Source organism: Pseudomonas sp. K5002 (genome assembly GCF_013386655.1).
Lineage (GTDB): Bacteria > Pseudomonadota > Gammaproteobacteria > Pseudomonadales > Pseudomonadaceae > Aquipseudomonas.
Genome location: NZ_JACARK010000835.1, coordinates 1 through 577, shown reverse-complemented (window position 1 = coordinate 577; position 577 = coordinate 1). Strand labels below are relative to the sequence as shown.

Sequence of the window (577 nt, the reverse complement as noted above, 5' to 3'; positions counted from 1 at the left end):
CATGCATTGCCAGGCCATCGGCCAGCGCTATGAAATGCGCGACAGCGACTGTGAGTTCCACTTCATGTCGTTCGCCTTCGACGGTGCCCACGAGCGCTGGCTGACCAGCCTGACTCACGGGGCTTCGCTGCTGATTCGCGACGACACGCTGTGGACGCCGGAGCAGACCTACAACGCCATGATCGAACACGGCGTGACCGTGGTCGCGTTCCCGCCGGTGTACCTGCAACAACTGGCCGAACATGCCGAGCGCGTCGGCAATCCACCGAAGGTGCGCATCTATTGCTTTGGCGGTGACGCGGTGCCGAACGCCAGTTTCGAGCGGGTCAAGCGTGCGCTCGATCCGGACTACATCATCAACGGCTACGGCCCGACCGAAACCGTGGTCACCCCGTTGATCTGGAAGGCCGGTCGCGAGGTGCCGTGCGGTGCTGCCTACGCGCCGATCGGCAGCCGCATCGGTGACCGCAGCGCCTATGTGCTCGACACCGACCTGAACCTGTTGCCCCAAGGCATGGCCGGTGAGCTGTATCTGGGGGGCACCGGCCTGGCCCGTGGGTACCTCAACCGACCGGGG

The 577-nt window shown here is 65.0% G+C and carries 1 protein-coding gene; it reads left to right on the top strand.

What is annotated here, in order from left to right; genetic code table 11:
* The coding region (locus HX846_RS39310; RefSeq protein WP_218645497.1) for an AMP-binding protein at positions 1-577 on the top strand (577 nt) is incomplete at both ends.